Raw genomic sequence first — 24,959 nt, forward strand, 5'->3', positions numbered from 1 at the left:
ATCGAACTCAGGTTTCTAAAGCTTAAATAATCGCTTATTATGACCCTCGGAGAGAAAATAAAACTGACCAGACTTAAGAAAAAGCTCTCTCAGCAAGAGCTCAGTGAGAAAGCCGGTATTCATCAGAAAAATATATCCAAGTATGAAAAGGATCTGGTTATCCCTTCTGCTGTGGTTTTAAAAAATATTGCAGATGCGCTGGAAGTGACTGCTGATTATCTGCTAGGAAATGAAGATTCTGACACCATCAGGGACACTGCTTTGTTCAGACAGTTTAAAGAGGTGGACACTATGCCAGAAGATGATAAAGTTACCCTGATGAAAGTGATCAGTGCTTATATCAGGGATTTTAAAACCAAAAATGCTTATTCTGCTTAAAAAAATCCTGAAAATTCTGATTCAGACAAAAAAAAATCCGGAAAGCTCTACGCCTCCCGGATTTCTGTTTTTATTAACCGGATTACAAATCCTATGATAAGGGTTCGGGATTACAAATACCAAACAGCAGGTGAATTATTTACAAAAACATTCTGAAGAATAAGAATCAAGAGTATCTATACCACGATAACTGAAATCCACAGTATATGATTCAATCTTGAAATCAAGACTATCTTCATTTCTATAGTAAAAAAAACGATCACCAAAATTTACTGTACTTACATTAAGCTTGTTAGGCGAATCTAGATAATAGAATTGTTCAACTTTATTGCTTAAACTTTCAAAAAAATAAGCGGTATCTTTTCTTGAAGGTATAACAGCCCAAGCATAAAAATTACTACCTAAACCTGATCCCCCAAAAAATCTTGAAGAAACCACATAACAACTACTTTTACCTTTTGAAACCGTATAAAAAACAAGGCTGTCATGACTTACTTTATCCAACCAATCATCTATGATTTTAAAATCAGCTAAAAAATAAGACTGAACTTTATATTTATTTTCAGGCTGATTGGAGACACAACAATTGGCAGATTTTTGATTTAAAACTTTAAGGCTATTGTTTTTCATAAGAAAACAACAACTTACAGTTATCAGTAGCAACATAATAAAAACTCTTACCATGGCTTACTATGTCTATTAGCCGTTTTCCATCCATCCGTTAGTCTCATAAAAGTTGTTTGTCCTGCAGCACCTGTAGACTCAAATTTATAAATCCTAATTACTCTTTCCTGATTTAACGTCTCCTAAGTTCCAAATATCATGGGAAGGATTCGTAAACCTAAATCCAACTTTATAATAATCTTGGTGAGCGCGCGAGTATGACCGTGGCCCTCCAAAATCTTCCCCATGCCAAAAAAAGCCTCCTCCGGAATAATCTTTATCACTTGTCATGCCCATTATCAAACCCTTATAAGCATTTTGCTTAGAACCTCTATGAGCTAAAGGATCATCAATTTTTTTCCTATGGGCATAACCATAAACTCCTCCGCCTTTCGCTATAGCTAATGGTGTACTTTTTCCTGCTTCTGCTCTATTCTCCAATACAGAATAAATTCCTGCTGCTTCTTCAGCCGATAATTTACCAGCGGTACCTTCTGCATATAGAGTCCCTGCAAGGTCTTTGAAATCTGCATGTTTTATCTTTAAATCAATAACAACAGGATCTGTACTTCCAACATGATTATCTGCAAACCAATCCATGCCTTTAAGGTGTTCTTTGGTTATTTTTTCTCCTTCTTTTAAGCCTGAACCTTCCATAAACATCTTCATACTTCCCTGATAAACATAAACATTATCTTTATCAGTGCCATCATTCCCTAAATATTCTCCTTCACTAGAATAAAAATCAGAATCTCCATTAGGATCAAGTTCTTCTCATCTAGGATTAAAAATACCCCTAAAAGGCTTTAATAACACAAAAACAATAGATATAACACTACTGGTGATAATGACATTTACCAATACACTTGCACGCATGTCTAAAGAAACTAGTTTCAAAAATATGTAAGCGATTAAAACACTAAGAGTAAAGTGCAAAATGCCAATCTTTAAATATGTATATGAACTAAAAATAAACTTTTTTACTACAACAAAAAACAATGTGTATGGCAAAACAGATACGAAAAACCTTATAAATATATAATACAACGTCAATCCATGAGTAGCACGAGACAAATCAGGCCTTTTGTTATAAAATTTAAACTCTCTAATCACTTCAAAAGTTATCCATGAAAAAGGCTCAACTATTGATTGGAACAGACATAAGGAGATAATAAGAAAAACATACTTTTTCATGTCTACTCCTCACTCTCCCTTATCCGTTTCACTAAGCTTTTTCCCAAAGCCTCCCTATGTTTCTGGTTAGCAAAATCAATCTTCCGATCTCCTCCAATTTCATCTTTTGCATCTTGAACATAGCCAAACATAGCAAAAGTATATCCATTTAAACCTTCATTTATGTTTTCTACAACTCTATTAAACTTATCTTCATCAGAAGCTTTCAATTCATCAAGAAACTCTTGGACTTTCCCTTGTTCCATTTCGACTGGTTATTTCGGTGATATGGTGCCAGTTATTTCGGAGGATATAGTGCCACTTTCCAGTACAAGATTACGAATATAATTTCTCTAGTTCAAGTTTTGTTTTTTACGCAATGATTCACCTTGCAAGTCTAACCTGTGAGAGGAGTAGACAACACGGTCTAAAATAGCATCAGCAATGGTTCCTTCACCTATTAGTTCATGCCATTTACTTACTGGTATTTGAGAACAAAATATGGTAGAAGCTCTCTGATGCCTTTCTTCTATAAGATCTAAAAGTATTTGTCTATCAAACTGATCCATTGCATGTAGCCCAAAGTCATCAAGGATTAAAAGAGGCGTTTTATGCAACTGATTCAAAAGCTTAATGTATGTACCGTTTAATTTGGCTAGTTTAGCTTGATCAAAGAACCTTGCGGCTATATAATAGCGGGTTTTATATAACATTTGACAAGCATGATTTCCAATAGCTTGGGCGATGTAACTCTTTCCTACACCTGTAGGGCCTGTAGCAATGATGTTCTCTTTGTTCTTTATAAAGTTTAAGGTAAAGAGCCGCTGTAAAAAAGTTTTATCAAGGCTTCTATTGCTTTGGTAATCAATATTGTTTGCAGAAGCATCCGTTCTAAAACCGGCCAGTTTGATTAGCCTGGCGATCTTTTTTCTTTGGCGTTCTTCCCATTCATTATCAACAAGCAAGGTCATGAATTCATCCGTGCTCATGTCTTTATACAGGTTCTCGGTTATGGCTTGATGATATAGGGTTGCCATAGACGAAAGTTGCATCTGCCGAAGTTTTTCTACTGTGTTGTGTTGGTTCATTTATGTATTGTTTTGATGTTAAATAGTTTATATGTAGTTAGAAGCTCCCCTGATATTATCATGGTCAGGCGTGTTACTTTGGAGGTTGCAGGTAAAATTTGCCTCTTGGTCCAAGTTGTTTTTCAGTATTCGATCAATAGTCTTGTAGCTGGCCTTATGGTACTGCAAGGCTCGTTTACAAGCACTTTCTAGTCTTTCTGCAGAGTAAGCCTTCAAGAATGACAAAATGCCTTGTGCTTGTTTATAGGCTAGCTCAGGATAATTGTATTGGCTGATTAACCTGGTAATATAATCACAGGTATACCTGCCGACTTTTTCAGCTTTTTGGATAAAGTACTCCGGATTCCAATCGTTATAAGCCTGATGGCTAGAAGGTAGATGCTCTTTTACAGTGCTATACCCGCCTGCCTTATAACTTCTTCTATGGGAGGCAACGCGTTCTTTATTGAAGAATACCTCAACATTACAAGCGTCATATTGAACTTCGACATGTTGACCTATATACCGGTGAGGAACACTGTAATAGTTTCTGTCTTCACTTAAAAAGACATGGCCAATCTTCTGAACCTTAGCTCTTTTATAGTTTTTTATCAGGTATGGGGACGAAGGCAAAGGAGCCAAGAACTCCTTTTCGATTTCCTGAAAACGCTGCTTTCGGGTCACCCTACTGGTTTGAAAACAGTATTTGTCATTGTAGCTAATTAATTGTTCAGCAATGGCATCATTGAGCTCTTTGAGGCTAAAAAAGGTGTGTTTTGATAAAGGGTAATAAATCCTTTGATAAACGAGCTTTACAGCTCCTTCTACCAGGGCTTTATCTTGTGGATGATATGGCCTTGTGGGGTCTATTACGCATTTATAGTGCAAGGCGAGTGATTTGAGTGTTTTATTAATCACCGGAGCATATTTATGCCCTTTGCTAACTGCCGCTTTCAAGTTGTCTGACACAATAGCTTTAGGTACTCCTCCAAGCCATTGCAAGCATCCATTGAGACAGGAGATGAAATCTTCCCTTTTTTGACTTTCAACCGCCTGAACATAGGTATATTGACTGCAGGGAAGGATTGCTACGAATACTTCAGCTCCTTTTACTTCACCGGTGCTTCGGTCAACATAGCTGAGTTTTTTACCTGCAAAATCCACATAAAGCTTCTCTGCTGCCTTATGTATTAATATTCCACTACCATTCTTTGCATTGCTCCACTGGTTGTAATAAGTGACAAATTGTGTATAGCGGTAACCATCAGCATGTTTACTGAGATATTCATGCCAAAGTACCTGCAAGGTACAGCCGGGCTTATTAAGCTCTTTTTGGAAATAAGGAAAGCATTTAATTAGCTGCTCGTAGTGGAATTGCAACAAAAAACCGTACAAATAATTAAGCCCTTTTTTTGATTAATTAATGCCTGCCGCAGGGCTCCTCAAATCCTCCTATGATTTAGAAGAAAAATCATAGGAGGATTTCGAGGTTTATGCTTCTTTTACGCAGCACTTTTTCTATGAATATTATAAAATTCTTCAGGAGAAAGATATCCAAGAGAGGAATGTCTTCTGGTCCTGTTGTACCATATCTCAATGTATTCAAACAATCCCTTTTTTGCCTGCTTTATTGATTCATATTTCCGGTAACCAGTTTCAGATTTCAGGGTTTTGAAGAAGCTTTCAGCCACTGCATTGTCCCAGCAATTCCCTTTTCTGCTCATGCTCTGAGTAACATTTAGCTTACCAAGCTCATCCCTGAACTCTTTGCATGCATACTGCACGCCTCTGTCTGAATGAAAAACCAGCTCTTGAAAAACAGGTCTGTTTATCAGTGCCATCCTCCATGCAGGCACTACTGTTTCATATGCATGCATCGAAGTGGACATAGACCATCCTATTATTTTCCTATCATATAAGTCCATAATCATGGTCAGGTATAACCATGCCTCATTTGTCCGGATATAAGTTATGTCTGATACCCATGATTTTGAAGGGCTTTCAGGTTTAAAAGATCTATCAAGAACGTTAGGACTGATGCTAAATCCATGGTTTGAATCAGTTGTGCAGACTTTAAATTTTTTACTTACAACACTCCTGATTCCGTGGTCTTTCATGATCCTGGCAACCCTTGGCCTGGATACTGCAAAACCCTTTTTTCTAAGATCTAATGTAATTCTAGGACTTCCATAGGTACCATTGCTTAACTCATGCACTGTTTTGATTTCCTTTAGCAATATCGCTCTTTGTTGAGCCAGTTTGAGTTGTTTCTCCTTCTTCCACTCATAAAAGCTGTTCCTGGCAACATTAAATGTCCTACACATCTTTTCAACAGCATACTCTTTTCTATGATCCATTATGAATTGGTATATTTGCTGTCTCCCCTGGAAAAGATGCTTACCGCCTTTTTTAGGATTTCCCTTTCAAGCTCAGATTCCTTTAAGGCTTTCCTCAAGGCATGAATTTCTTTTTGTTCTTCTGAAAGGTTCTGTTTCCCATTTCCTGGAAAACTGGCAGCGCCATTCGTCTTCATTTCACGTGACCATCTCCTTACTAAATCAGGACCAATGCCTAATTCTTTCCCAACAGCGGTACTGGTCTTCCCGCTTAAATGCAGCTCTACAGCCATTGTTTTAAATTCGTGGTCATATGACCTTCTTTCTCTTTTACTCATCGTTCCAAATTTAAGAAAAAGAGCTTAACTTACTGTCCTATCAAATATATACATTCCATAGCGAGTGCTATCTTTATAGTCCGCTTTAGGGAAGAGGTCGGCCAAATCAGTCTCAGTAAGCCCTTCAAGGTCTTCAATGCTGAGCTGGTGCTCTTTGAAGGTTTTAAAATAGGAATTGACCGTATTGCGGCTAATTCCAAGGGCAGAGGCAATCTGACGATTGCTCATTCCTTTTTTCTTTAATTGAATTATTTGAAGTATTTCCATAATGTCCAATCGTTGACCTGCCATTGCTTTTTATGGCAAGACTAATAAGTATTATGGAAAGTGGCACAATGATCTCCGAAACAATGCTCAAGGGCTAGTTATAAACTGGCACAATGACGTCCGAAATGGGTGGCACAACATGGCCCGAAATGGGTGGCACAATGATCTCCGAATTATCCACTAAAGGAGAATTTCTATACAAAATAACTTCTATTCAGTAGTTCAGAAACTCCGCCGGATACCGCTCTCCGCCCACATCCTGTTAATTCTCTAATCCTGAAAATTCTGATTCAGACAAAAAAACCGGAAAGCCTCTCAAAAAAGACCTTCCGGTTTCTCATTTTCTTTTTTTCTCAACTTATGTTACGCAGCTATCGCTAATCTTAGACCAGAGGGGGTAACGCAAGCTACAAGCTTACGATGTTTTAGGTCTAAGATACGCTTTCGCTAATCTTAGACCAGTGGGGGGGGGTATTTTGAATTCGTGACACACCGCGCCAGCTGAGGAAATCAGTCAGGGCATAAATCAAAGTAATCATTAAACAGCAATAACCCTAGAGTAGGCTGGTGCCCAAAAAAACCTAAGCCAGCTTTTCCAACTTGCATATTACATAAAACATAATAAACTTCATTATAACTTAAGATTTGTATGTTTAAGTTTTTAAAAACATCTTTTAAATTTTCATAAAAATCATATTGCTTAACAGTCAAAGGCTCATACACATCATCTGTTAATATCCCCGAAAGACGGTCGACATCTGGATTGTTTATTATATATCTAAAATAGACATGAACCACATCCCTAAATAGTTTTGAAAACTCTAAAAAGCAGTAATAATCAATTTTAGTACCTCCTTGGGAATAATCTCCCAAAAAAACTTTCACACTTACTTTTGGAAAACTCCTGTCGTCATTTATTGTGTAATTAAATTTACATTCTTGTAATAAATCTATAATAGAACTATCAAGAATAAATGGCTCATTAATGGCTCCTAGATAAGCAGATTCATTCTTAGACAAGTTAAAAATAGAGTCCACAATGTTTTTTATCAGAGATTCATTCATAGTTATGGAATTATTAAATCATGTCCTCCTGAAGCATCAGCCCCATCTAATTTAACTCCATCAAAAGTAATTTCACCTTGATGTTTACCTTTTTTATTCAAAATTTCAAAAGTACCTTTTTCCGTATCCAATGCGGCATAACCAAACTCTGTATCATAAACATTCCTATCATTCACTTTACTTAACTTACTGTTTTTCTGCCAATTATTTCTTAAAGCAACCTCTTCGCCTGCCTCCATGTATTTAGCCACTCTTTGACTAGTAGGGAGATTTTTATATTGTTTACGATACTCGTCAAAATTTTTAACTCCATGTTTTAAGAAAAAATTATCAGCATTAGATCCATCTAATATCCTATAAAACCCTTTTAAAGTCTGTTTAACTGTCCCTCCACTGGCAAACGGAATAAAAAAACCAACAGAAGCGAAAGAGTAATCCCAATAGGAGGCTTGTTCGTCCTTAGTTGTTTTACCCTTTGTTAAAACATTTACATCTTCTGCACTTGTATATTCTCCAAAAACATAGGTATAAGCTTCAACTCGATGCAATACTTTATCGACTACTGAGGGTTCTTGCTGATGAATAATTTTTTGAACTCTATCAAGAGACTCAGCCCTTTTTTCTGCATCAGTAAACTTCTTAATAATGGCAGAGCCAAGTTTATCAGTCCACAAGTAATACCCAGGAAACATTTCTAAACCATCTATATCTATTGCAAAAATAGGAGTATTACTTGCATATTGATAAGGGGTTAATTCTGGGTAGCTAGGTGCCAACGGGTCTACACTCAAAAACTTACCTATTTGTGGATTGTATATCCTAAACCCGTAATCGTAAGTAGATCCTCCTCCACCCATGCCTTCCGGGTCGAGCTCCTTTCCGTTATACCCATACCTATAACTCCCTGCACCACTACCTCATCATACTCATAAACAAAAAAACCCAGAATCAACTGGGTCTTTTGTTTTTGCTATTAAAATATATTCTATTTCTTAAAGAACTTGATCGTTTGGTTGTCTACATTGAGGTAGTAGACTCCTTGGGCGGCTTTGGAGAGATCTATTTCTTTGCCAAATCCTTTACTGATCACGTCTCCATATTGATTTAAGACTTCATATTCTGCGGCTCGTGGTTTTAGGTACACCTTGTCTGTGACTCGTTTTGGGTACATGGATATGGCCTCCAAGCCTGACTCAAACTCCATTACCTGTGAGTAAAACACCTGACCATCTGCCTCAAGATATTTTATTCTATACTTATTTAACCCTGAGTGGTGTGAACTTGACCCTATTTGGTAGTTGTTGATCACTTTACTAGACTTACCGGTCAATTCCTTCACTGTTCCCCAGCTATTGTTTTTAAACTGTTCTACAAAAAAGCGTCCTTTAGGAGTTTCTCCCTTCGTTGCCCAAACAATATTCTCTTTTTCAACATTGAAGGAGTGAAACTGAAACGAACTGGTCGACTTAACTACCTGAGGGTTCAGTATTTTTGGCTTACAGTCATCCTTGTGTGTAATTTTTACCGTCACAGGATCATCTATACCAAGTATAGAAAGATCTATTTCATAAGCACTTGACTGTACATTAGATAAGACTTTTACATCATTTATATAAACATCGTTCGTGCAAAAGTCTTTCATGTTTCCGGTAAAAGGATTTTGCACATAAAGATTTTTCCCTTGATAAACACCTGTCAGTGTAAGTATGCCAGCATTTACGGACGCAATAGGCAGAACAAGAGATAAAAATAGCAAAAATCTGATTTTCATGGTATTGTTCATATAAATGGTTATTCCAGTTCTGTAATTTAAAAACAATTAGGGCTAAACAAAAGAAAATAATTTTTTCAAATAATCCAAATTCTAAATTACGTAAAGATTTTCTTTATTTCACATAAACGCAAACACATCTTTAAGTATTTTGCATTTTACCTAACAAATTTACAGTTTTGATCGGATTTTCACCACATGTTAAACTACTTTTTTTTAAAACTGTTTATATTATAATTTTCAAAAATATATAAACACAGTTTACGTTAATTTCTAATAGAGGAACATTCAGGCTTTAGCATATGAAAAAAGAACTTTTTATCACACTTTTACTATTTATCCTTTCACCAGCTGTCTTTGCCTCCAAGATTCTTATCCCCATGGACGATGGACAAAAAAACCATCTAAAGTCTTATGGTATATCTTACTGGGCGCTAACGCAGGGAGTGGATGTAAACTGGCTGCTTAACTATCGCGGGGGCAGCTTTATGTTCCATCACAACGAAAAGCTCGAAAAGGAATGCTTGATCAGAGGGGTAAGTTATGAGGTAATCTCAGAGGCAAAAGCAACGAGTATTCTCGAAAAAATTTCCATGCCCGATGTTAATATGGAAGTTGTAAAACTTGAAAAAGCCCCTAAAATTGCGGTTTACTCCCCAAAAACCAAACTCCCGTGGGACGATGCTGTAACATTGGTACTCACATATGCCGAAATTCCTTATGATATTGTATTTGACGACGAAGTGATGTATGGAGAGCTCCCTAAATATGACTGGCTACACTTGCACCATGAAGATTTCACAGGCCAGTATGGCAAGTTTTACGCAATGTATAAAAACCAGCCTTGGTATATTAAACAACAAGAAGAATATGAAGCTGTAGCCCGCAAGCATGGCTTTGACAAAGTATCGCAACTAAAGCTTGGTGTCGTTAAGAAAATCAGGGATTTTTGTGCAGGCGGAGGTTTCCTTTTTGCGATGTGTTCTGCAACAGATACCTATGACATTGCCTTGGCTGCTCAAGACACTGATATTTGTGAAAGCATGTACGATGGGGACCCAGCAGATCCTGATGCACAAAGTAAACTGAACTTTGATTATACATTTGCCTTTCAGGATTTCAAGCTGGTCACCAATCCTTACGAATACGAGTATTCCAATATAGACAACAACCCACATGAAAGAGGGGGAATTAACGAAAAAAATGATTTTTTCAACTTGTTTGAGTTCTCCGCCAAATGGGATTTGATACCTTCTATGCTCACCCAAAACCATGAATCAACGATCAAAGGGTTTATGGGACAAACCACAGCTTTTAAAAAGCACCTGATCAAACCAGAGGTATTGATATTGGGAGAAAATAAAGCTGCTGGGGAAGCAAAGTATATACATGGGACCTACGGTAAAGGCACCTGGACGTTTTACGGAGGCCACGACCCAGAAGATTATCAACATTTTGTGGGAGAAGAACCTACAGACTTGAACCTTCACCCTAATTCGCCCGGTTATCGCCTAATCTTAAATAATATTCTTTTCCCTGCTGCAAAAAAGAAAAAAAGGAAAACCTAGTTGTTTTTGGGTATTAAATACCAAACCTGACGATGAGATTGCTTCGTCGTCCCTCCTCGCAAAGACGTAGTGAGGTGATGCGAAAAAGAATGGCTACGGGAATTTTGAATTACAACAAAGACCATAACTTGCAAAAAGTCAAAATAAAACCGTCATTGCGAGGCACAAGACAGTGCTTGGTAAAGTTCTTGGTTTGAAATTTAAAGCCTTTGGTGAAAAAAATGCCGCAGCAATCTGTCGGAGGTGATCTCCTAAGGTTGCTATCCCAAAATCCATTAATCTGCATGCCCCATGGGAAACCTTTGGCAGGTTATTTTAACTAGAAAAACCAACAACATAGCTGTATCCCCGCACCTGTTGCGGGGTCTGTTGAAGTAAAGCAGGATGTAAATTGCCAAATATTAAACTGTGTCAGAGAATGACAGATCCCTCGTTCCTCCATACGCCGTCAGGTCTTGTGGATGCTGACGGGTATTACCTGATGAAACAACGTAACCTGACCCATTCTCCACTTTTACGGACAATGCTTTACTCTTCACTTAGCCATGCCGATAAAAAACCGGCACTACATTCATGCGTCGCATAATCTTCGTCGTTACCTCCTCGCAAAGACGTGACAGGGCGATATAACAGAGAATGACTACGGGGAATTTTGACATTAAACAAAGATTATAATTTGCAGAAAGTCAAAATCAAACCGTCATTGCGAGGCACAAGACAGTGCTTGGTAAAGTTCTTGGTTTGAAATTTAAAGTCTTTGGTGTCTTATGAAAAAATGCCGCGGCAATCTGTTAGGGGTAAGCTGAGTTGGTTGATTTGTAGAGTGTTAATATTAGACCTGACGATGAGATTGCTTCGTCGTTACCTCCTCGCAATGACGGGGGATTGAAGCACTAAAATAATACCATAGCTGTATCCCCGCACCTGTTGCGGGGTCTGTTGGAGTAAAGCAGGTTACAATTTCCAAATATTAAAATGTGTCAGAGAATGACAGATCCCTCGTTCCTCCATACGCCGTCAGGTCTTGTGGGCGCTGACGGGTATTTCCTGATAAACCAACCGTAACCTATGACTTAGCCATGCCGATAAAAAATCGGCACTACATTCATGCGTCGCATAATCTTCGTCGTTCCTCCTTGCAAAGACGTGGTGGGGTGAGTGGTAATAATGAGTGTTAAATATCAAACTTGGTTTTGCCCGTCAGCCCTTTAGAGCTGACGGCGTAATTTTTTCAGGATTTTACTCTTAACGTAGATTAAGCCGATAAAAAATCGGCTCTACTTCTAAAAATATCTTTTAGCCTTGAGAGAATCAGCCGGTAGGCAATCGGCTCTACATAACTCTTGACGACTTGCGAGACACATCATATTATCGTACCATCACATCATCTCAATGCATCCTATCCCCTCTCAGCTCTAGGTTATTTATAATATTTGCTTCCTCATCCAGCATTTCTTGTAGGCGGGATTTTACTTCTTCTTCTGGCATATATTCTTTGGCCAAATCTACAAAAGTACGGTAATGACCTGCTTCTGAGATCATCAGTTCATGATAAAAAGACTTTAGGTCGTCATCGCTAATATGCAGTGAAAGCAATCTAAAACGCTCGCAACTACGGGCTTCTATCAGTGCGCTGATCAATAATTTGTCCATCAACTGTCGCTCCCGCTTTCCTCCTTTTCGCTCAAGCTTAAATAATTCGGTAACATATTCATCTACACGCTTACCGCCCAGCTTGAAACCTCTTTTTCCAAGCTCACGCAGTACCATTCTGAAGTGCCCCCATTCTTCTGTAACAATGGGTGCTAAAGTTTCTACCAACTTCTCTTTTTCAGGATATTGAATAATTAAAGAAATACAGGTAGAAGCCGCTTTCTGTTCGCAGTAGGCATGATCTGTAAGGATTTCATTAATACTTTTTTCGGCAATGTTTACCCACCGTGGATCTGTTGGAAGTTTTAGTCCAAGCATAATATTTGAAATATTTATAGCTAATAAGGATTAATCATAGAATCTCCAGTTCACACCAAAAATAAAGTTCATGGGCAAATCTGTATACAGAGGAGTCATAAAGTAACCTTCCCGATCAAATAGCTCATCAAAAATATACTGATTGGCATGGTTTAGCTGGGCAAACACCCTTACAGTTTTTATCTGAGCATTTAAGAACACATTTAGCAAAGGATACCCTCCGGTAGTCATGCCTGGCCCTATACCATCATTTAAATAAAATTGCTGCGTTACAGGCATATAATTATCACCTCTATACCTGTTAAAGTAAAGTACATCAGCCCCTAGCTGCAAAAACAACGCATCTCTAAACAAAGGCCCTTCTAAATAAAAACGGGAATGGAGATAATTTTGCGGTAGACGAATAACATCGGCTCCAGTAGTATGGGAACGACGTGCAAACAGCTCAAAATTTAAGAACCTCCACCACATGTGCAGGTTAAGATCTGCAGAATAAACATTTACTTGCTCGGTTGCCTGTTCAGGGACAGCCTGCTGGTTGAAGTAGATATAGTTGTCCAGCCTGCTTACATTTCCTGTGACACTGGCCCTAAGAAACGAGTTCCTATACCTTAAGCCGGCATAGCCATCTGTAAGAGTGGTCAAGTCAAAGTCATTGTTCCATATGAATTGGTTAGAGACATAATGCTGTTGGAGCATTGTAGGGGAGTAAGCCATATGGTTGGCTCCCGCTATAAAGTATTTACTTCGGAAATTACTTCTTATATAATAATCTCTACCAGGGTTTATCTCTGCAGAACCATCTACATTTGTATTATCACCTATATCATACCGCACCAGCCCACCAAAAAAGTTCTCTACAAAGGTTCTCGGCCCCTGCATGAACTCCTCCAAACCTATCTGGTGATAATCCAACACCCGATTTCTATACCATCCTCTATAATAGAGGTTTCCTGCATTTCCTTTTACCCCAAAAGTATTTTGAGCATCAAAAAAACGTGTTTGGTCATAAGTTCTTGTTGGATTAAAAAAATAATGAAAACCATTGTCTGGAGAAAAAGGAGGTTGCGTATAAAAAAGAGTATCCGGTGTTCCTTGTAGTTGATGCCTGAACCTGTTCAAGCGGCTCCGTCCGTCAAAAACATGGAAAACCTGCAAGCGCACAGAATCTATTGCATACTGCTGATATACCCTCAAGGCGGTTTGCTTATGTACACTTATGGCGCCCTGGTTCGTGGGGTTTCGTAATCTGGAAGGAGACAGCTCAAAAAAGAAAAGGTCGTCGGCAGGAAGTCGCCCTACATCTATACCACCAGTTTCGCCAGATGAATGGTCCATGGTCGTAAAGCTTCCCATAATTTGATATTTCCTGTCTGCTGAAAAATACCTACTATGAACATTAAACTGCCAGTGGCTAACCATAATATCGTTACGCCCCCGCAGGTTTATATTCCTATGTGCTGTAAACCTGTCGAGGTCAAAGCCAAAATTCCATTGTGGACTTATATTTCTGGTATAAGAAGCCCGTCCCATTTGCTGTCCATGTCCCCCTTGCACATAGCTAACATCTGCAAAAGGAGACCTTGTATCGTAAAACTTCATAAACTCGGGATCTGCGGCATAAGGCAAGAAAGCATCAAACCCCATTTGCCGTCCCAAGTGCCGTGGCCTTTGGTAAAACATATGGTTTAGCGCCGTTCCCCATTGCCCTAAATCCTGAAAAGGTGTATCATAAGCACGGTATGCCGCCCTAAAATTGTGCAGTCCGTCCAATGTGGTGTCAACCTGATGAAGCTCTTCCTGGTTGTTGAGCACCTCATTTTCCAGAACATAGAAGGTGGTATGCGGACCATATATAAGTTGGGTAGTATCGTCCACAATCTGTGCCCTTGCCGTACAAGCAAAGGCCATTAAACAAAGTATTAAATAAACTCTAGGCCAAAACACACCCAAAAATATATAAAGTGAATTGAATAAGGCACCAATTTTACAAATAAGTTTTAATTTTCTTATTTATATCTAATTTGGTTTACCCATTTAAACATCTCATGTTTTATTAGCTTACCAAGACTCGCTTAGCAGATTTTTGCCTCGCCGGCAGGGCCTTACTTTTTTTCTTAGACAAAAAAAGTAAGCAAAAAAGTCAAGGCCTGTGATGAAATTTGCTAAACTTTATAACCATTACGCTATCCCGATAGCTATCGGGATGAAACTCACCCTCCTTGCGTCGGGCTTAAACAGCAAAATTTTTGGCCGCTCCATGCTTATAAAGTTCTTAACGCAATTTCATCAATGGCCACCTCATTTTCTAACATTAGTACATACCCCAAATTAAGAAGAGCTTAAAGTAATATTATCATACAGGTAAAATGCTTATTACTTCCTAGATACTTAAATGGGCAATTCAGTTTCCTTATTTATAAGTAAATTCAAAAATCCTTTCAGCAAATTCCTGACGGGCGCCTTCGTCAGTAAACTGTACTTCAATAGGCAGATAAAAAACAGGTATATTGTCTAAAAGGTCCTTTAAATGAATAAGCCTAACCATGTCTTTTTCTGTAGTAAAAACCACTAGCTCACTAGCCTCACTATAACGGTGGTATTCTTTAACTATTTTTGCTATATCATACTTATTATATCTATGATGGTCGCTATATTTTAAATGTTTTACTATATGGTATTTATGTTTTAAAAAAGTGCACAAGTAATCAGTGCCCGCTATCCCTGTAAGAAGCAGTATGTTTTTGCTAGGGACTTGTTGCTGTCCAGAGAAAGCGATAGGAGTTCCATACTTATAAGAGGTAAAAAAAACAGGCACATTGGGCTTGCTATACTTTTTGATTTTCTTGATATAGTAATTTTTATCTTTTTCGCTCAAACTGGTTGGGCACTTTGTTATCACAATTACATCTGCTCTTTTAGCACCTTTTTTGCTTTCACGCAAACGGCCTGCTGGCATGATAAAATCTTTAAAAAAAGGCCTGCCATATTCGGAGAGCAGTATATTGACATGCGGCTTTACATAACGGTGTTGAAAAGCATCATCTAAAACAACCAAGTCTATATCAGTGTTCTCTTTGAGCATAGCCGGGATAGCAGTAATGCGCTCCTCGCCTACCGCTACAGAAACCTCTGGTTTAAATTTTAAATAATATTGGTATGGCTCATCCCCAATGGTATCAGCAGAACAGGAATCGTCAGCCAAAATAAACCCTTTGGTTTTTCGTCCATAACCACGGCTTAAAATTCCAATAGAAAATTTTTCGCCGAGCAATTTCACCAGATATTCTACATGAGGAGTTTTCCCCGTCCCTCCTACCGAGAGGTTACCCACTCCAATTACTTTGGTTTCAAACTGAAAGGACTTTAAAATGTTTTTCTTAAAAAGCAGGTTACGAAAATCGGTAACAAGCTTATAAAGGTAAGAAAAAGGCAATAATAGATATTTCACACTTTTTATCTTTTACAAAAGCGGAAAAATACTAAATTGCAGGTTAAAATAAATACTTTTTAATGACAAAGATAAGCGAAGTAGTCAATTATCTTGAATCTATTGCACCAACTGCACTTCAGGAAAGCTATGACAACAGCGGCTTGCTGACCGGTAATAGCAGTACAGAGGTAAAAAATATATTGATTACACTAGACACTACAGAAGACGTAATCAAAGAAGCCATTGCGAATAACTGTAACCTCATCATTTCCCATCATCCCATAATTTTCAAGGGTTTAAAAAAACTTACCGGCAGTAATTATGTAGAGCGTACCATTATAGAAGCAATCAAAAACGATATTGCTATTTATGCTGTGCATACGAATCTGGACAATGTACATAATGGGGTAAATAGAAAAATTTGCGAGAAAATTGAACTTAAGAACCTAAAAATCCTTTCTCCTAAAAAGGGTACATTAAAAAAATTAGTAGTTTTTATTCCTGAATCAGATAAAGATATTGTTTTAAGTGCTGTATATAATGCCGGTGCCGGAAATATTGGCAACTACAGCGAATGCAGCTATCAACTGCAAGGCACAGGAACATTCCGGCCTAACGACCAGGCAAACCCCACTATTGGAGCGGCTAACACCAAGGAACAGGTAAAAGAAGTAAGGGCGGAAGTCATTTATCCCGCTTGGAAAGAAAACGGTATTTTACAAGCCCTAAAAGAGGCGCACCCTTATGAAGAGCCCGCTTATGATCTAGTAGCCCTAGAAAACACAGATTTTTACAATGGTTCCGGAATGTATGGAGAGCTAGAAAACCCGCTCCCTCCACAAGCATTCCTGAAGTACCTTAAAGAGAAAATGCAATTGTCTTGCATCCGACATACACAACTCCCGGAAAAACCCGTTAAAAAAGTAGCTGTTTGTGGAGGATCAGGAAGTTTCCTATTAAAAAATGCCATTAAACAAAAAGCCGATGTTTACATAACTTCAGATTTCAAATACCATGAATTTTTCGATGCCGAAAATAAAATTATAATTGCCGATATAGGCCATTATGAAAGTGAAGTTTTTACTAAAGAACTCATTAAGGAGTTTATGTCAAAAAAATTCACTAATATTGCACTCATTTTATCTAATACTACAACCAACCCGATAAGTTATTACTGAAAAAATGGAAAGTACCGTAGCACAAAAACTAGAAGCCCTCGTAAGACTCCAAACAATAGACTCTAAACTTGTTGAGATACAAAAAATAAGAGGTGATCTTCCTGAAGAAGTTAGAGACCTTGAAGACGAGCTTGCTGGTTACGAAACAAGAATTGAAAAATATAATAAAGAAATTGAAAACCTACAGCAGGAGGTTTCCAACAACAAACAGGCCATAAAAGACGCGGAAAAGCTCATCAAGAAATACGAAGAGCAACAAATGAATGTTAGAAATAACCGCGAGTATGATGCCATTACCAAGGAAGTTGAGCTTCAAAACCTTGAAATTCAAATTTCTGAAAAAAGAATCAAAGAGGCGCACCATAAAATTGACCTGAAAAACAAAGAGATCGAGGATACGCAAGGTATACTTGATGAAAGAAAGAAAGACCTGCAAAACAAAAACAATGAGCTAAGCCAGATCATTTCTGAAAGCAAAGATGAAGAAGCTCAGTTGATGAAAGAAAGAGAGAAAGCAAGCAAACAAATTGAAGAAAGGTTGCTACACTCTTATAATAGAATCAGAACAAATACAGTAAACGGTCTTGCTGTCGTTTCTGTAAAAAGGGATGCTTGTGGCGGATGTTTTAACACCGTTCCTCCTCAAAGGCAAGGAGACATCAGAGAAAAGAAAAAGCTGATCGTGTGTGAGCACTGTGGAAGAATTCTTGCTGACGTAGAAGCCCCTGTTCTTGAAACGTCCAAAAAGTAAGTATAGTTGATAGAAATTAGTTTTACAGAAAGGGTGGTTCATAAGTTCCACCCTTTTTTTATCGTTGCCACCCTACTTCTATTTTCCTCTCCCCTAAAGGCACAGTTTGCCTTTACACCAGAAACAAAAGAGGCCTACCAAAATCTAATAAAGCTAAAAACGGTACCTGCTTCCCAACAGTTGTCCAAAGCCCTTCAGAAAAAACCTACTGACGGCATTGCCATTTACCTTGAAAACTATATTGATGTTCTTACAGTTTTCATAAACGAAGACCCTGAACTGTACAAACAGCTTTTGCCCAACGAAAATAAGCGTCTTGAGCAGCTCAAAAATCTGGACAAGAAGTCTCCTTGGTACCTGTTTACAATGGCTGAGGTAAAACTGCAATGGGCTTTTGTAAAAGCTAAATCAGGGGATGAAATCAGTGCAGCTTGGAGTATCCGGCAAGCCTACAAAATGCTTGAAGAAAACCAGCGGAAATATCCTGACTTCCTGCCTAACAAAAAGTCTTTTGGCCTTATGCACATACTTATAGGTTCCATACCTGAAAAATATTTATGGATAGCCAAGCTGGCTGGCATGCACGGTAAAGTCCCGACAGGTTTATCCATGCTCGACGAAGTAATAGCGCACGACAAAACTTATGCTTTAGAAAGCCAGATCATAAAGCTTTCTACGGCCTATTACATATTAAACGAAAAAAATCTAACAGACATAAAGCAGTTGTACCAAAAACACCCTGACAACTTACTCTTAAGCTTTATTTACTCCTCCATATTAATGAAGGAAACCCAAAGCGAAGCTGCATTGAAAGTACTGTCGACAGCGCCATCAGGTACCGATTATTTGTCGTTACCGTTTTTGCACTATATGCATGGACTCATTTACTTAAACAAAGGTGACTACCATGTTTCCCAAACCTACTTTCACCGATACCTCAAAATGCACAAGGGCAGCAACTTTATTAAAGATACTTGGTTTAGGTTATTCCTAACCCATTGGCTGCCCGGTAAACATCAAGAAGCCGAAAAGTCTTTATCTAAAGTGCTTACCCAAGGGGCTGCTGTATATGATGCGGATAAATATGCCGAAAGTTTTGCGAAAAAACGGCACTTTCCAAATAAACAGCTTATGAAAGCAAGGCTATTTACAGACGGTGGTTATAACGATTTGGCCATAAAAAGCCTGGACAGCATTTCCCTGAAAGAGCTTCTAACGCCTTCTGACAATATTGAATACCATTATAGATACGCAAGGGTATATCACAAAACCGGTAACCTGCAACAGGCCATAGAAAAGTACCAGGAAACCATAAATGTTGCAGAACATACCCCATTATACTTTGCCCCTAACGCTGCACTTCAATTAGGCTATATTTTTAAAAGCATTGGGGATATACAAAAAGCGGAAGAATATTTTAATTTAGCGCTTTCGTTTAAGAACCATGAATACAAAAACAGCATAGACAACAAAGCCAAAGCGGCCTTAAGTGAAATTGGGAAGTAAAAAATGAAAGAAAAGAGCTTTAAGGTTAATGAACATTTTTTTCAAAAAGCTTTATACCGGGCTAGTAAAGAGTCGTACGCCATTTGCTTACATGGCAACCAAATTCCATTCCCTTATGGGTCTTTTCCTACCATCATTGCCTTTGGCGCTAAAGATTCACTGATACTACCTGCCGGAAATGCCATTGCATCATTAAGAGATTTTCATAAAAAGCATCAGGGTTGGCTCTTTGGTTATTTAGGCTATGATCTTAAAAATGAAATTGAAAATCTAAAAAGCACTAATGCAGACCAAGCATTACTGCCAGACCTAGCATTTTTCAGTCCTCTGCACATTCTTTTTTTTGATCAAGGCGGTGTAACTATTTTGTCTCCCAACCCCGACAGCATATACCTCGAGATCTCTAACTGGAACGACTATACAGATAAAGTCGTCCCACAGGTTCCGTCTGTTAAGTGTAATATGAGCAGAGAAACATATCTGGAGAAGGTAAAAAAAGTACGACAGCATATTTACGAAGGAGATGTTTACGAGCTCAACCTTTGTATGGAGTTTTTCTCTGAGCCTGCACTGCTAAGCCCAGAGGATTCATGGCTTAAACTCTTGGAGTTTTCACCTGCCCCCTTCTCTGCGTATCTAAAATTAAAAGATCAGTATTTGCTTTCTGCTTCACCCGAAAGGTTTTTAAAGAAAGTAGGGAAAAAGCTAATCACCCAACCAATAAAAGGAACAAGCCGACGAGGTACAGATAAGGCAGAAGATGAGTTGTTAAAGCAAAGACTGAAAAGCAGCGAAAAAGAACAGGCGGAGAATATGATGATAACGGACCTATGCAGAAATGATTTAGCCCAAAGTTCCACCCCTGGCTCTGTTATAGTAGAAGAGCTGTTTGGCATATATACCTTTGCCCAAGTACACCAAATGATCTCTACAGTAGTCTCAGAAATGCTACCGGAAAAACATTGGTCAGAAGCCATTAGAAATGCGTTCCCTATGGGAAGTATGACAGGAGCGCCCAAAATACGGGCCATGGAACTTATAGATGCGCTGGAAGAAAGCAAAAGAGGACTTTTCTCGGGTGCTACAGGCTATATCGCCCCTAATGGAGATTTTGACTTTAACGTGGTCATCAGAAGCATTATCTATAACAAACCTAAGCAGTACTTATCGTTTCATGCCGGAAGTGCCATCACATGGGATTCTGTACCTGAAGACGAGTACCAGGAGTGCCTACTGAAAACCAAAGCCATTCGACAGTTGCTCAATCAACCCCTCACCTAACCACCTTCAAAAGCTTAAACAAGGTGCTTTGGTTTTCAATATGTACCTGTACCAGATACATGCCGGGTAGCAAGTTAGCTGTATCCACACGAAACTTGGATGTTGGAGGGGATGCTGTACCAGAGAAAGAGTCTACGATTTTTCCAGTATTATCTATCAGCCGTACATCAAAAGGCCTTACTTTCTCTGTAGGAACATGTATAAAAAAAGGCTCGTCTGCTACTGGATTGGGACCAAAGGCAATACCTTCAACTATCTCTTCTTCCCCTTTCATCATTTCTCTTGCTTTTAAATAGTTGGGAATACCATAACCATAGCGGTTGTCGGGGTGCTCATATTGAGAGGCAGAGGCTTTAATAATTTCCCTTATCTCTACTGCCGATTTTTCCCGGCAAGACTGCCATAAGCCAGCAGCCAGCCCTGCAACCAAAGGTGCTGAATAGGAAGTACCCGACCCTGTGCTCACACTACCATTGACTTGCCCTATATAGACCCTATTGCCTTGGGCGGTCACATCAGGCTTTATCCTTCCATCAGCCGTAGGCCCTATGGAGCTGAAACTCGCATACCGTCCTTGGTCATTGACCGCGCCAACAGCCAATACCTCTTTCCCATCGGCAGGTGTGACAATATGGCGCCAAGACCGGCTTCCTTCATTGCCTGCACTTGCTACTAACAACATGCCCTTAGATGCAGCAAAAGTAGATGCCCGCACAATCAAACTGGTTTCCCCATCCATATCTTCATAGGAATAATCCATAGATGGATCGTCAAAAGTAGTATACCCTAAGCTGGTCTGCAAGATGTCAGCACCAGCACTATCAGCATATTCGGCGCCCAAAAGCCAATTTACCTCCTCGATCTGAAGTTCGGAAGAAGCATCTTCTGTCCTTAGAAGCAAAAATTCCGCTTGGTAGGCCGTACCTATGATTTCTCCCTCTTGGTAAGCGCCCATTAACGAAAGCACATGTGTTCCGTGTGGGTGGTCTTCGTACACTTCCTCCTCGTTATCAACAAAGTCATAGGTGCCTAGTATTTTACCTTCATTGAACAAATGCCTGAAATAAGGCTGTTCATCTGCCCTGTTAAAACCAGCATCCAGTACAGCAATCAACATTCCCTCACCTTTATACCCTTCAGAATGCATATGCTGCCCATTCATCATCGCGATCTGATTATAAGAAAGTCCGTACAAAGGGTTTGTTTCGGCACTGCGATAAGCAGCATTATTCTCATCAACTATGGACTCTTCTTGAGGTTCAGTGGAGATCTTCACCCTGGTTACTCGATCACTGCTCCTAACAAAAGAGAAATTGTTAATTTGATTTAATTGCTCTTCATCCGCTAAGACCACTGCGGCATTGAACCACTTGGAGGTATATAAAAGAGAAGCACCTGTGCTACGAATAGAATCACAATACGCAGGGTTAACGGGTAGGTCATCTTCGGTAATTGGTATATTGTATTTATCGCGCCGGTCAATAGCACGTTCTGACAAGAATTCTTCTGGTTCAAAGACAGAGTATGGAGTACCTTCTTTATTAGAAAATCTTATGACATGTTTGCGGTACGATTGTGACCATACCGGAAAAGTAACAGTCAATAATAAAAAGAATAACAGCAGTCTACTCTTTGCCATATTCCCTAAGTTTCTGATAATATAATATGCCACCAGTGGTATCTGTACCTACCACCCCTCCTACATTTCTATATTCGATTTTTTCAGTCACCTTATAAACCAGCCCTACATCTTTGGCAAAAACCTCTTCCCGGTAATCTTTTCCCAATAAACTAGAGTCTCCTGAATGTAGTACATGAAGTGTTTGAGGGTAATGTTTTGCTCCCGTAGAAAATGAACGTCCGAGCTTTCTAATTCTATATTCTTCCTTCGAAAAGATATTATGTGCATTCCCATCCCAGGTTTTCCCTTCACGGACAGGAAATGCCAACCGCAAAAACCTGATGTTATTTTCAGTTCTTAATACATTATAGGCATTTTTACGAAGTGTCCATACAGAATCAGGCTGTAGCTTCCACTCCCGCAAGCTATCGTTTCTATAAAACCTTTCCAACCGGTAAATAACCTCTCCCGAAAGATGAAGGGTGTCCTTGATCAATTCTTTAACCTGATAAAACCTATGCTGGGGACCCGAAGAAAGAAACTCTGTAACATTTACATCATAAACAGAAAAAATCCCCTTTTCTACAGGGTAGAAATCTGTTCCCAGATCACTCAAATCTGCGTCTAGCTTTCCTGTCTTACAAGACTGAAAACAAAACAGGAGAATAACGAATGCTAAAAATCGGTTCATATTTTTGATATAACCGGCAAATGAGAAAATTATTGCAATGAAGGCTTTTTCCCCTGTTTGTCAAAAAGGGGTTATGATGCTTCACTTTGCTTAAAACTAGACTCAATCCAGCCACCACCAACGACATCGTTTCCTTCGTAGAATACAGCGGCCTGTCCAGGCGCTATAGCGTAAACACCTTTTTGAAACAAGACCTTCATCTTATCGTCCACCTGCTCTATACATGCAGGCGTACCTTTATCGTTATACCGAACCTTTGTCACCGTTTCTAGTTTTCTGCCTTTAAGATCTACATATTTGCCCATAATCAATTTACTTACCCACATACCATCACGGGCCAGGCCTTCCACAGAAGACAGGACAACCCTGTTTTTATCTTTAATAATTTCAGAAACATATACAGGGTATCCAAGAGCGACCCCTAATCCTTTACGCTGTCCAATAGTATAAAACGGGTACCCTTCATGCGTGCCTACCACCGTACCGTCTTCCAGCACAAACTCGCCACCTTTTACATGCTCTTCAAGTCCAGGTATTCTTCTTTTGAGAAAGCCCCTATAATCATTGTCCGGCACAAAGCATATTTCATAAGACTCAGATTTGTTGACAAGCTCTACAAAGCCTCTATCTTTGGCAAATTCTTTAATAGCCGTTTTTTTAAGTTTGCCAAGAGGAAATATTGTCCTACTAAGGCTCTCCTGCGAAATGCCCCACAAAGCGTAAGACTGATCTTTGTTTTCATCTATTCCTTTAGATATGACATACCTGCCATTTTCCTCTCTCAACTGCGCATAATGCCCTGTAGCTATAAAATCACATTTCAATTGATCAGCTCTGCGCAACAAGGCATCCCACTTGATATGGGTATTGCACATTACGCAAGGGTTAGGAGTACGACCAGCCAGATACTCATCAGTAAAGTGATCGATCACATAATCTCCAAATTCTTCCCTGATATCAAGTATATAGTGAGGAAAGCCTAAGCTTACAGCAACATTCCTTGCATCATTGATAGAGTCAAGGCTGCAACAACCAGTTTCTTTCTTATTGTTTCCACCTGAGGATACATAGTCCCAGGTTTTCATAGTCATACCAATTACTTCATACCCCTCTTCGTGAAGCATAACGGCTGCCACAGAACTATCTATACCACCGCTCATGGCTACCAAAACCCTACCTTTATTTGTCATAATTTATTATCAGAAGAAAATGTGTGGAATAAGCAAAAGCGCTATAATAGCCCATACCGGATCCATCACAAGATCCGGTATAGCCAAATTCTTTTTTACAAAGGTAATAGATAAAAAATGAAAATCCTGAAGCTATTGGTCAGCTAATAGATTCCCTGACCTTTTTGGTGTACTCTCTAAGCGCATCTTTAAACTCAAGGTTGTTGTTGCGCATTTCTTCCATTATCCAAAGGGCTGCAATAATATGGGTCAACTGTTCACCCTCATCATTACCTTCTACTTCAATGGAAAGCTCTTTACCATCAATCAAATCCATTTCAGCATTACTCAGCTCTTCAGGATTGTAAGACTCAACAAGTTTTTTTATAACAGGAATTTTCATATATCAAAGTTTTTGAATGAGTTCGACCACCGCATCTTCTTTACTACTTGCCAAGTTTTCAACCAGCTCCCCTCCTTTAAATATAGCAAAGGTTGGCAGGTTGTTTACACCTCCTTTTTTCCTTGCCTGAGGGTTTTTCTCAGCATTTACTTCTGCAAAAGCAACTCCGTCAAACCTTTCATCGCCCGAAAGTCTTTTGAACTATGGCTTGAAAAGACGGCACGTGCCACACCAGTCAGCATAATACTTAACGACTACTTTATCATTATTATTCAACACCTGATCAAAGTCAGAATCATCACATGTAATAACGCTCATAAAAAATCCTT

Annotated in this window: 24 protein-coding genes and 2 pseudogenes; 7 read left to right on the forward strand and 19 right to left on the reverse strand. The window is 38.9% G+C overall.

Annotated elements, in window-relative coordinates; all coding sequences use genetic code 11:
- Positions 1-39 precede the first annotated feature (39 nt).
- The gene (locus tag RCC89_14160) at positions 40-378 is read left to right on the forward strand and encodes a helix-turn-helix transcriptional regulator (protein ID WMJ74301.1); all 339 of its coding nucleotides are present in this window, start codon (positions 40-42) and stop codon (positions 376-378) included.
- A 135-nt stretch (positions 379-513) separates the two neighbouring features.
- Here RCC89_14160 and RCC89_14165 read toward each other — a convergent pair whose 3' ends face one another.
- From RCC89_14165 to RCC89_14215, 11 genes and pseudogenes are all read right to left on the reverse strand, one after another.
- Positions 514-1,008 (reverse strand): hypothetical protein, encoded by a 495-nt coding sequence (locus tag RCC89_14165; GenBank protein ID WMJ74302.1) that lies wholly within the window; start codon positions 1,006-1,008, stop codon positions 514-516.
- Positions 1,009-1,155: 147 nt separating this feature from the next.
- Complete coding sequence (locus RCC89_14170) at positions 1,156-1,710, reverse strand: hypothetical protein (GenBank protein ID WMJ74303.1); 555 nt, start codon at positions 1,708-1,710, stop codon at positions 1,156-1,158.
- 527 nt (positions 1,711-2,237) lie between these two features.
- A complete protein-coding gene (locus RCC89_14175; GenBank protein ID WMJ74304.1) occupies positions 2,238-2,480 on the reverse strand; it encodes a hypothetical protein in 243 nt (80 codons plus the stop codon).
- 87 nt (positions 2,481-2,567) lie between these two features.
- Positions 2,568-3,302 (reverse strand): IS21-like element helper ATPase IstB, encoded by a 735-nt coding sequence (gene istB / locus RCC89_14180; protein ID WMJ74305.1) that lies wholly within the window; start codon positions 3,300-3,302, stop codon positions 2,568-2,570.
- A gap of 27 nt (positions 3,303-3,329) precedes the next feature.
- Positions 3,330-4,676 (reverse strand): IS21 family transposase, encoded by a 1,347-nt coding sequence (istA, locus tag RCC89_14185; GenBank protein WMJ74306.1) that lies wholly within the window; start codon positions 4,674-4,676, stop codon positions 3,330-3,332.
- 107 nt (positions 4,677-4,783) lie between these two features.
- Positions 4,784-5,638: an IS3 family transposase gene (locus RCC89_14190; GenBank protein WMJ74307.1), complete on the reverse strand. Its 855-nt coding sequence runs from the start codon at positions 5,636-5,638 to the stop codon at positions 4,784-4,786.
- Entirely contained in the window at positions 5,638-5,955 is a 318-nt protein-coding gene (locus tag RCC89_14195; protein ID WMJ74308.1) for a transposase, read from the reverse strand. The genes RCC89_14190 and RCC89_14195 overlap by 1 nt, the downstream gene beginning before the upstream one ends.
- A gap of 24 nt (positions 5,956-5,979) precedes the next feature.
- Positions 5,980-6,246 carry a helix-turn-helix domain-containing protein gene (locus RCC89_14200; protein WMJ74309.1) on the reverse strand — a complete coding sequence of 89 codons (267 nt, stop codon included), beginning with the start codon at positions 6,244-6,246 and terminating at the stop codon, positions 5,980-5,982.
- A gap of 486 nt (positions 6,247-6,732) precedes the next feature.
- Positions 6,733-7,287 (reverse strand): hypothetical protein, encoded by a 555-nt coding sequence (locus RCC89_14205; protein WMJ74310.1) that lies wholly within the window; start codon positions 7,285-7,287, stop codon positions 6,733-6,735.
- A gap of 2 nt (positions 7,288-7,289) precedes the next feature.
- Positions 7,290-8,174, reverse strand: a pseudogene (locus RCC89_14210) (RHS repeat-associated core domain-containing protein).
- Between the two features lie 98 nt (positions 8,175-8,272).
- The gene (locus RCC89_14215; protein WMJ74311.1) at positions 8,273-9,058 is read right to left on the reverse strand and encodes a hypothetical protein; all 786 of its coding nucleotides are present in this window, start codon (positions 9,056-9,058) and stop codon (positions 8,273-8,275) included.
- A 302-nt stretch (positions 9,059-9,360) separates the two neighbouring features.
- Between RCC89_14215 and RCC89_14220 the strand changes: the two genes are divergently transcribed.
- Together RCC89_14220 and RCC89_14225 are read left to right on the forward strand one after the other, a co-directional pair.
- Positions 9,361-10,626 (forward strand): asparagine synthetase B, encoded by a 1,266-nt coding sequence (locus RCC89_14220; GenBank protein ID WMJ74312.1) that lies wholly within the window; start codon positions 9,361-9,363, stop codon positions 10,624-10,626.
- 418 nt (positions 10,627-11,044) lie between these two features.
- Entirely contained in the window at positions 11,045-11,212 is a 168-nt protein-coding gene (locus tag RCC89_14225) for a hypothetical protein (GenBank protein WMJ74313.1), read from the forward strand.
- An 803-nt stretch (positions 11,213-12,015) separates the two neighbouring features.
- On the opposite strand, the gene RCC89_14230 is transcribed toward RCC89_14225, so the two are convergent.
- The 3 genes from RCC89_14230 to lpxK all read right to left on the reverse strand — a co-directional run bounded on the left by RCC89_14230 (position 12,016) and on the right by lpxK (position 16,048).
- Positions 12,016-12,597 (reverse strand): tRNA-(ms[2]io[6]A)-hydroxylase, encoded by a 582-nt coding sequence (locus RCC89_14230; protein ID WMJ74314.1) that lies wholly within the window; start codon positions 12,595-12,597, stop codon positions 12,016-12,018.
- Between the two features lie 30 nt (positions 12,598-12,627).
- On the reverse strand, positions 12,628-14,508 hold the full coding sequence (locus RCC89_14235; GenBank protein ID WMJ74315.1) for a putative porin: 1,881 nt from the start codon (positions 14,506-14,508) through the stop codon (positions 12,628-12,630).
- A gap of 502 nt (positions 14,509-15,010) precedes the next feature.
- Positions 15,011-16,048 carry a tetraacyldisaccharide 4'-kinase gene (gene lpxK, locus RCC89_14240; protein ID WMJ74316.1) on the reverse strand — a complete coding sequence of 346 codons (1,038 nt, stop codon included), beginning with the start codon at positions 16,046-16,048 and terminating at the stop codon, positions 15,011-15,013.
- A gap of 62 nt (positions 16,049-16,110) precedes the next feature.
- On the opposite strand from lpxK, the gene RCC89_14245 reads away from it, so the two are divergent.
- From RCC89_14245 to RCC89_14260, 4 genes are read left to right on the forward strand one after another with little or no spacing between them, the layout of a single operon-like run.
- Complete coding sequence (locus RCC89_14245; protein ID WMJ74317.1) at positions 16,111-17,208, forward strand: Nif3-like dinuclear metal center hexameric protein; 1,098 nt, start codon at positions 16,111-16,113, stop codon at positions 17,206-17,208.
- A gap of 4 nt (positions 17,209-17,212) precedes the next feature.
- Positions 17,213-17,959, forward strand: a complete 747-nt coding sequence (locus RCC89_14250) for a C4-type zinc ribbon domain-containing protein (GenBank protein ID WMJ74318.1) — start codon at positions 17,213-17,215, stop codon at positions 17,957-17,959.
- Positions 17,960-17,965: 6 nt separating this feature from the next.
- Positions 17,966-19,465 (forward strand): tetratricopeptide repeat protein, encoded by a 1,500-nt coding sequence (locus RCC89_14255; protein ID WMJ74319.1) that lies wholly within the window; start codon positions 17,966-17,968, stop codon positions 19,463-19,465.
- Between the two features lie 3 nt (positions 19,466-19,468).
- Positions 19,469-20,746, forward strand: a complete 1,278-nt coding sequence (locus tag RCC89_14260; GenBank protein ID WMJ74320.1) for an anthranilate synthase component I family protein — start codon at positions 19,469-19,471, stop codon at positions 20,744-20,746.
- On the opposite strand, the gene RCC89_14265 is transcribed toward RCC89_14260, so the two are convergent.
- From RCC89_14265 to RCC89_14285, 5 genes and pseudogenes are all read right to left on the reverse strand, one after another.
- Complete coding sequence (locus tag RCC89_14265) at positions 20,739-22,385, reverse strand: S8 family serine peptidase (protein ID WMJ74321.1); 1,647 nt, start codon at positions 22,383-22,385, stop codon at positions 20,739-20,741. The genes RCC89_14260 and RCC89_14265 overlap by 8 nt on opposite strands.
- Entirely contained in the window at positions 22,372-23,058 is a 687-nt protein-coding gene (locus RCC89_14270) for a hypothetical protein (protein WMJ74322.1), read from the reverse strand. Before RCC89_14270 ends, RCC89_14265 begins: the two co-directional genes overlap by 14 nt.
- 71 nt (positions 23,059-23,129) lie before the next feature.
- Positions 23,130-24,248, reverse strand: a complete 1,119-nt coding sequence (gene mnmA, locus RCC89_14275) for a tRNA 2-thiouridine(34) synthase MnmA (GenBank protein ID WMJ74323.1) — start codon at positions 24,246-24,248, stop codon at positions 23,130-23,132.
- 139 nt (positions 24,249-24,387) lie between these two features.
- Positions 24,388-24,630, reverse strand: a complete 243-nt coding sequence (locus tag RCC89_14280; GenBank protein WMJ74324.1) for a hypothetical protein — start codon at positions 24,628-24,630, stop codon at positions 24,388-24,390.
- Positions 24,631-24,633: 3 nt separating this feature from the next.
- Positions 24,634-24,948: pseudogene (locus tag RCC89_14285) on the reverse strand (thioredoxin family protein).
- Positions 24,949-24,959: the final 11 nt, after the last annotated feature.

It is taken from the genome of Cytophagaceae bacterium ABcell3, assembly GCA_030913385.1.
Lineage (GTDB): Bacteria > Bacteroidota > Bacteroidia > Cytophagales > Cytophagaceae > ABcell3.